Annotated in this window: 8 protein-coding genes and 1 tRNA gene; 2 read left to right on the top strand and 7 right to left on the bottom strand. The window is 70.6% G+C overall.

The genetic code is table 11. The features are described from left to right. Positions 1-56: 56 nt before the first annotated feature. The 6 genes from C667_RS06400 to C667_RS06425 form a co-directional block, all read right to left on the bottom strand. Positions 57-1,682: an MFS transporter gene (locus tag C667_RS06400; RefSeq protein ID WP_004358841.1), complete on the bottom strand. Its 1,626-nt coding sequence runs from the start codon at positions 1,680-1,682 to the stop codon at positions 57-59. A 70-nt stretch (positions 1,683-1,752) separates the two neighbouring features. Continuing rightward, complete coding sequence (locus C667_RS06405) at positions 1,753-2,487, bottom strand: LrgB family protein (protein WP_004358843.1); 735 nt, start codon at positions 2,485-2,487, stop codon at positions 1,753-1,755. Beyond that, positions 2,484-2,849: a CidA/LrgA family protein gene (locus C667_RS06410; protein ID WP_004358845.1), complete on the bottom strand. Its 366-nt coding sequence runs from the start codon at positions 2,847-2,849 to the stop codon at positions 2,484-2,486. Before C667_RS06410 ends, C667_RS06405 begins: the two co-directional genes overlap by 4 nt. A gap of 72 nt (positions 2,850-2,921) precedes the next feature. Beyond that, complete coding sequence (locus C667_RS06415) at positions 2,922-3,857, bottom strand: nucleoside recognition domain-containing protein (RefSeq protein ID WP_004358847.1); 936 nt, start codon at positions 3,855-3,857, stop codon at positions 2,922-2,924. Between the two features lie 156 nt (positions 3,858-4,013). After that, on the bottom strand, positions 4,014-4,997 hold the full coding sequence (locus tag C667_RS06420; RefSeq protein WP_004358849.1) for a DMT family transporter: 984 nt from the start codon (positions 4,995-4,997) through the stop codon (positions 4,014-4,016). An 8-nt stretch (positions 4,998-5,005) separates the two neighbouring features. Next, positions 5,006-5,788, bottom strand: a complete 783-nt coding sequence (locus tag C667_RS06425; protein WP_004358851.1) for a sulfite exporter TauE/SafE family protein — start codon at positions 5,786-5,788, stop codon at positions 5,006-5,008. A 347-nt stretch (positions 5,789-6,135) separates the two neighbouring features. Between C667_RS06425 and C667_RS06430 the strand changes: the two genes are divergently transcribed. Continuing rightward, positions 6,136-6,211 (top strand) — tRNA-Thr (locus C667_RS06430). Positions 6,212-6,295: 84 nt separating this feature from the next. Here C667_RS06430 and C667_RS06435 read toward each other — a convergent pair. Then, positions 6,296-6,535, bottom strand: a complete 240-nt coding sequence (locus C667_RS06435; protein ID WP_004358853.1) for a hypothetical protein — start codon at positions 6,533-6,535, stop codon at positions 6,296-6,298. 166 nt (positions 6,536-6,701) lie between these two features. On the opposite strand from C667_RS06435, the gene C667_RS06440 reads away from it, so the two are divergent. Beyond that, positions 6,702-7,001, top strand: a 300-nt coding sequence (locus tag C667_RS06440; protein WP_004358855.1) for a glycine cleavage system transcriptional repressor, incomplete at its 3' end; no start/stop codon positions are given.

The raw sequence follows: 7,001 nt of genomic DNA on the forward strand, positions 1-7,001 counted from the left end.
GTCGGGCGCGCGTGGCAATGTGGGAGGTCACAAAGCCGGCCCGCTGCCGGGGCCGCTCAGGCGCTGCGAAGACCGGCCAGCCGGGTCAGCAGGATGGCCGCGAGCGGCACCACCAGTGCGATCACCGTCACCGTGACCAGCAGCTCGCCGAGCGCGCCGTAGTCGGCCGGCGTGGTGATCGCCCCGGTGGCAGCGTCCCTGACCTCGCGCGCGATCGTGTGCAGCTGGTTGAGGTACTTGGTGCCGAGCTGCGAGGCCGACAGCGCCAGGTTGGTGAACGAGGCCATCACCGCGAAGAAGGTGGCCTTGAGGTGCGGCGGCGCCGAGTTCGCGATCCACGCCAGCATCGGCACCATCGACACCTGGCCGAGCGGGGACTCGAGCGCGGTGTTGGCGATGGCGATGAAGCGCGCGTCCACCACGCCGCCGGTGTGCGCCGCGGTCCATTCGTGCAGGCCGTGGAACATGCCGATGATCGGCAGCGACAGCGCGGTGGTGGCGACGGTGAGGAAGATCACGATCTGCGCGATCGACTTCTCGGCCATGAAGCGGCGGAACAGGAAAAGGCCGGCCAATGTGAGCGCGCTGGTGATGAGGTCGAGCCGCGACAGGAAGCTCTGGTCGAAGCCGAGCTCGTCGATCATCCACCAGCTCGCGCCGGCACCGGGGCCGGGCAGGGCGCGGAAGGCGAAGATGATGACCACCGTGCCGAGCAGGGTGCGCGCGGCCTCGGGCGAGAGCTCGCGCAGCAGGCGGCTGATCATGAAGCCGATGATCGCGAACGAGGTGGCGAAGATGATCTCCTGGCCGTACTCGATGCCCGACAGCCCGACGGTGATGGTGAGCGCGACGAACACCGCGCTGCCGCCGAGGATCCACCAGTTGGGCGCGGTCTTCTCTTCCGGGTCGTGGAGCAGGCGGTCGATCTCGGCGCGATTGCGCCCGAGCGCGGCGAGCCGCCTGGCTTCTCGCCGCTTGAGGAAGCCGCCGAGCAGCACGCCGCTCACCGACAGCAGCGGGATGATCAGCGCGAGCTCGTAGATGCGCAGGTAGATGGCGACCTTGTCGGCCTCGGGCAGGCTCTCCGAGCCCTGGAACATCGCCACGTTGGCGAGCGACACCATCACCGTGCCGCCGATGATCGCCACCCGGCCGAGCATCTGCATGGTGGTGTGCATCAGGCGCACGGTGTCGGCGGGGATGGGCTCGCCGCGCGCATCCACGCGCGGCACCGCCTCGACCGTCATCGCGTCGGCCACCGCGTCCTGCATCACGTAGCCCACCGGCGACAGCAGCACCGACAGCACGAACCAGGCCTCGATCGGCATCACCGCGCGCATCGCGTCCGGGCTCCCGATGAGCCCGATCATGATCAGCAGGCTGGCGGCGATCAGGCTGGCCCCGAGGTAAACCAGCCCGGCCTTGTGCCGCCACATCAGGTCGACCAGGTGGCCGATGGGCATCTTCAGCGCCCACGGGATGCCCGCCCAGAAGCCGAGTGCGGCGAGGAAGGCGGCCGAAAGGCCGAGGTAGTCCTTGACGAAGAAGGTGCCGACGATGCCGGTGAGGCCGGACACCCCTGCCGCGCAGTACACCATCAGCGGCGGAAGGTAGGAGAGCCGCATCTCGCGGCCGAGCTCGAGCAGGTTGCGGTCGATCCAGCGGTAGAGGGCGTGCAGCACGGGGTCGGTCTCTTCGTCGTCGGGTCGGGTTCGGAGGGTTCTTGCGGCGGCTCGCGCGCCCGGGCCGGGCTCAGCCCGCGAACAGGCGCTCCACCCATGGCATGATCCAGGGCAGGGACACCGCGGTGATCAGACCGTTCAATCCCATCGCCAGCGCGGCGAAGGCGCCCGCCTGCTCGCTGACCTGGAACGCGCGCGCGGTGCCGATGCCGTGCGAGGCGATGCCGATCGCGAAGCCGTGCACCGCGTGATCGCTGACATTCAGGCGGCGCATCACGCCGCGGCCGAACACCGCGCCGATGATGCCGGCGCTGATCACCAGTACCGCGGTCAGCGAGGGCAGGCCGCCGATGCGCTCGGCCACGCCCATCGCGATCGGCGTGGTCACGCTCTTGGGGGCGAGCGACATCAGCGATTCGCGGCTGCCGCCGAGCAGCGCGCCGATGCCCCAGGCCGACAACGCCGCGGTCAGCGAGCCGGCGACGAGTGCGATCAGCAGCGGACCGGCCATCGATTTCAGCCGCGGCCATTGCGCATGGAGCGGGATTGCGAGCGCGACGGTGGCCGGGCCGAGCAGGAAGTGCACGAACTGCGCGCCGTCGAAATAACGCTGGTAGGGCGTGCCGGTGGCGAGCAGCAGGCAGGCGAGGATGGCCACGCTGATCAGCACCGGGTTGGCGAGCGGATGGAAACCGACGCGTTTGTAGATCCAGAACGCCGCCTGGTAGGCGAGCAGGGTCAGCGTCAGGCCGAGCAGCGGCGAGGTCGACAGATAGACCCAGATCTCCTCGAGGTTCGGGTTCATCGGCCGGCCTCCGTCGTCGGCTTGGTGCGCCTGTGGGTGAGCGCCTTGAGCACCAGCGCGGTCACCGCGAGCGCGAGGAAGGTGCTGAGGAACAGCGCCACCAGCAGCGGCAGCCATTCGGCGGCGATGCGGTCGCCGTAGATCACGATACCGGTGCCCGCGGGCACGAACAGCAGCGACAGGTGCTGCAGCAGCTGGCCGGAGGTCTGGCGGAGTTCCTCGCCCGGGCCGCCGCGGATGAGCAGCGCGAGGAAGAGCAGGGCCATGCCGATCACCGGGCCGGGGATCGGCAGCGCGAGCGCGCGCGCGATCACCTCGCCGGCGAGCTGGAAGACGAGGAGCAGGGTCAGGGCAGCGATCATGATCGGGATCCCTCGCGAGGTCTCTGGAAGGGGCGCCGTGCGGGGGCACCGGCGTTGGCGGGCGAAACGAGCTTACAGCAGGGCATGCCCGACCGTGCGCACTGCGATGCCGACCACGGCGCCGAGCGCGGCCGGCTTCCACACCGCCGCCACGCGGCGGCCGGCGGAGATCAGCACCGCCACTCCGGCGACGTCGAAGGGGTGGATGAGGAAGCCGGCGCTGGCGTCGAGCGTGGCGACCGTCGTCGTGCCCGCCTTCAGCATCTCGTCCATCACGCCCATCATCGCGGTGCCACCGGCGATGTACTTGGTGAGCGTGAGCAGGATCAGCGCGGGGTCGAGGTCGAAGGCGCGCAGCAGCGGGGCGAGCAGCGCGGTGAGCGCGTCGATGCCGCCGCTCGCGCGCAGCGCCATCACCGCCACCAGCGCGAGCACCAGCATCGGAATCGCGCCCACCGAGATCTTGAAGGCCTCGGCACCGGCGCGGTTGATCACGTCGAGGACGCCCTTGGCGTCGTCGGCGACACGGTGGTGCAGGGTCTCGTCGAGCGGCGCCTCGGCCGCCGACAGGCTGCGGCCGAAGCCGTGGTAGGTCACCGCCGCCGCGGCCAGGCCGCCGATCACCGACAGCACCAGCGCCGGCCCGAAGGCGAGCCCCATCGAGGCCATCGGGAAGGTGACGTTGGCCTGCGCCATCGCCATCACCATCGCCAGCGTGGCGGCGAGGTGGCGGTCGGAGGCGCCGCGGCCTTCCATCATGGTGAGCGTGGCCACTGGCGCGGCGAAGCTCACCAGGTTGATCTGCAGCGCGGCGAACACCCCCAGCCCGGTGAGCCCGAGCGGACGCAGCAGCGGCGCCAGGCGGGCCACCACCCAGTCGAGCACGCCGCGCGCCTCGAGCAGGCGCATCAGCGACAGCATCACCACCATGATCGGCAGCAGCACGAAGAGGGAGAGCTCGACGCCGGAGCGGCCGGCCTCGAGGATGATGCGGGTAAGTTGGTCCATCGGCGCGAAAGCTGGGTTTGCTGCAGTGCAAAAACGGAATGATATCGTGTCTGGCGGGATGCCCGTGCGGCCGGCGCAGCATCCGCAGCCGATGGGCCGACCCGCCCCTCGAGCCTTCCCGGCCCTGTGCTTGCCCGGCCCTGTTCTTTCGCGTCCCTACGCCGCCGCGTCCGCCGCGGCGCGCGCGCCACCCTGGCGGAACACCCGCACGCCGCCGAGCACCCCGGCGATCAGCAGCACGATGCCCGCGCTCTCGGCCATGACCGGCCAGCGTCCGTACCACAGGAAGGCGTAGAGCAGCGCGGCGAGCGTCTCGAACACGATCAGCTGGCCCACCAGCGCCGCCGGCAGCAGGTGGCTGGCGCGGTTCCACAGCAGGGTGCCGAGCCAGGACGCGGCCAGCCCGAGCAGGATGCACATGCCGACGAAGGCCTCGGGGCGCGGCCCGAGCGGCCACGCGAAGCCCGGGCCCCCGGGGGCGAGCCGGGTGTCCCACAGCCAGTAGCCGATGCCGGCGACGATCGCCACCGGCAGCGTCGCCAGTCCCTGCGCGGTCGCCCACGCGCGCGACAGCCCGGCGCCGCGGGCGCGCAGCCAGCGGCTGTTGCGGATCGGGTACCAGGTCCAGCAGCCGAGCGCGAACAGCCCGAAGCCGATGCCGAGGAGGTAGTCGGCGGAGGCGTCCGCGGGCAGCGCCTGCGCGCTCGCCGAATGCACCGCGAACAGGCCGCCGAGGATCAGCGCGAGCGGCGCAGCCAGGCGCGCCCACGGTGCGCTGTCCTCGCCGCCGCCGCGGCGGCGGTCGAGCAGGTTCGCGGTGATCGCGATCACCACCGGCAGCGTGCCGATGATCAGCGTCGGCACCGGCCCCCCGGCGAGCTGGATCGCGCTCGCCAGCGTGGAGTAATAGAGCAGGTTGCCGATCAGCGCGAGCTTGACCGCTTCGATCCAGTCGGCGCGCGTGAGGCGGGCGAGCGCGGCGCGATCGAACCAGGCCAGGCCGAGCGCGAGCACGCCGAAGGCGAGGTAGCGCCCGATCGCGAGCATGAAGGGCGGGTAGTCGGCGAGCAGCAGCGGGGTGAGGAACACCAGGCCCCACAGCAGGCCTGCGCCGAGGGCGGCGGAGAGTCCGGCTAGCATCGGCGCGCTCAGAGCGTCTTGCCGAAGTAGTACACGGTGAGCACGCCACCGACCGCGATGATGAAGCGGCGCAGCCACAGCGCGGGCAGCTTGCGCGCCACCGCGGCACCCCAGTAGCCGCCGATGGTCGCGGTGACCAGCATGACCAGGGTGTGCGGCCACGACACCGCGTCCGCGATCACGAAGGTCGCCACCGCGACGCTGTAGATCACCGCCGAGAGCCAGTTCTTCAGCGCGTTGATCTCGTGCACGTCCTTGAAGCCCTGGATGGCGAGCGCGGCGATCATCAGGATGCCCATGCCGGCGCCGAAGAAGCCGCCGTACACCGACACCGCGAACTGGAACACGAAGCCGCCCGGGCCGATGTGGCGCTCGTCGGTCCCTTCCGGGGCGGGTTTCCATTTCTTCACCAGCGCGGAGATCTGCGCGCTGAAGGCGAACAGCACGGTTGCGACCAGCAGCAGCCAGGGGATCAGCTGCGCGAACGCGGCGTTCGAGGTGGCCAGCAGCAGCAGGCCGCCGCCAATGCCGCCGACGAAGGCGACCGCCGAGAGCATCGGCAGGCTGCGCGAGAAGCGCTTGAGTTCGCGCCGGAACGCCCAGGCGCCGGCGAGGCTGCCCGGCCACAGCGACACCGAGTTGCTCGCGTTGGCCACCACCGGCGGCACGCCGATCGCGAGCAGGGCGGGAAAGGAGAAGAAGGTGCCGCCGCCGGCGACCGAGTTCACCGCGCCTGCGGCGAAGGCGGCGGCGCCGATGAGGGCGATCTCGAAGAGGGTGAGGCCGAACATGTGGGGGGCGGAAGGTGGGGGAGGGCTGGGTCGGCAGGCGTGGTCCGTGCCGGAGCGCGGCGGGCCCGGAAATGGCGCGGCTGCCGCGGGAGCGAGCCCCCGCGGCGCTGCGTTCTTGATCGGGCTCGTCTCCTCCGCCCTGAGTTGGCGCGCATTCTAAAGGAGACGCATACCAAAAAGTAGGTCGGGGAGAAGAATTTTCTATCGGGTGCGGGTTCTCCCCGATCCCTCCTGCGCTCGCATCGACCGCCGGGAGGCGCCGTCGAACGGCCGGCAAGGCCACGCGCCCGGCCCTTCGTGCGCGGTGTTGCCGCGCCCCTCGCGCTGGGTTAAGATGCGCGCCCTTGGCCGGTGTAGCTCAGTTGGTAGAGCAGCGCATTCGTAATGCGAAGGTCGGGAGTTCGAGTCTCTTCTCCGGCACCAATGGTTTCAGGCAGTTAGGGCGATTCTTCGGAATCGCCCTTTTGCTGTCCGGCGTTCGTGTAGCCGTCTTGTAAGTGTTGCGCGCTAATCGGCCGGATTGCCGAACAGGTTCAGCAGGCCACCGAAGGCCTCCGCGCTCACGCGCGGGTCGTAGCGTGCGAACAGTGCCTGCTGGCGCTTGCGCGTCGGCTCAGGGAGCTTTTCGGCGAGCGCCTCGCGCTCGGCGAGGATCTCCGCACACATCCGTTCGGTCACGAACAGGAAGGGAATCGGCAGGTAGAGGCCGTCGGTCTTCTGGATGTGGAAACGGGGCAGCGTGCTCATTCGGTGTCCTCCCATGCTTGCAGCGGGCGCGGGCTCCCGCTCGCGCGGCGGCTGGGTTATCTTGTCGGCTCCCAAACCTATTATCTCAGGCCTCGCGGGGATCACCCTTGATGCCGCGCAGAGGGACGCGGGGCGCTCGCGCGTCGGGGCCGGACGGAGACCAAGCATGAAGACTTCCCTGATCCTTACCCTGATCGGCCCGGATCGTCCCGGCCTGGTGAGCGCGGTGTCGGCCTGCGCTGGGGCTCACGGCGCGAACTGGATGGAGAGCCGCCTCACGCGCCTGGCCGGCCAGTTCGCCGGCGTCGTGCGCCTGGAGGTGGACGCCGCCGCGGCCGCTGCGCTCGAGCGCGGCCTGATGGGGTTGGGCGCGGAGGGGCTCCAGCTCGCCGTGGTGCGGGCCGATGCGGCCGCCGCCGCGCAGCCGCGCCTGGCGCGGCTCGAGCTCGTCGGCCATGACCGACCC

Origin of the sequence: Thauera phenylacetica B4P, assembly GCF_000310225.1 — a bacterium.
Lineage (GTDB): Bacteria > Pseudomonadota > Gammaproteobacteria > Burkholderiales > Rhodocyclaceae > Thauera > Thauera phenylacetica.

Coding starts and splice junctions, on each gene's coding strand:
- C667_RS06425 (WP_004358851.1), bottom strand. CDS start 5,788: ATGTTCGGCCTCACCCTCTTCGAGATCGCCCTCATCGGCGCCGCCGCC.
- C667_RS06405 (WP_004358843.1), bottom strand. CDS start 2,487: ATGAACCCGAACCTCGAGGAGATCTGGGTCTATCTGTCGACCTCGCCG.
- C667_RS06420 (WP_004358849.1), bottom strand. CDS start 4,997: ATGCTAGCCGGACTCTCCGCCGCCCTCGGCGCAGGCCTGCTGTGGGGC.
- C667_RS06415 (WP_004358847.1), bottom strand. CDS start 3,857: ATGGACCAACTTACCCGCATCATCCTCGAGGCCGGCCGCTCCGGCGTC.
- C667_RS06435 (WP_004358853.1), bottom strand. CDS start 6,535: ATGAGCACGCTGCCCCGTTTCCACATCCAGAAGACCGACGGCCTCTAC.
- C667_RS06410 (WP_004358845.1), bottom strand. CDS start 2,849: ATGATCGCTGCCCTGACCCTGCTCCTCGTCTTCCAGCTCGCCGGCGAG.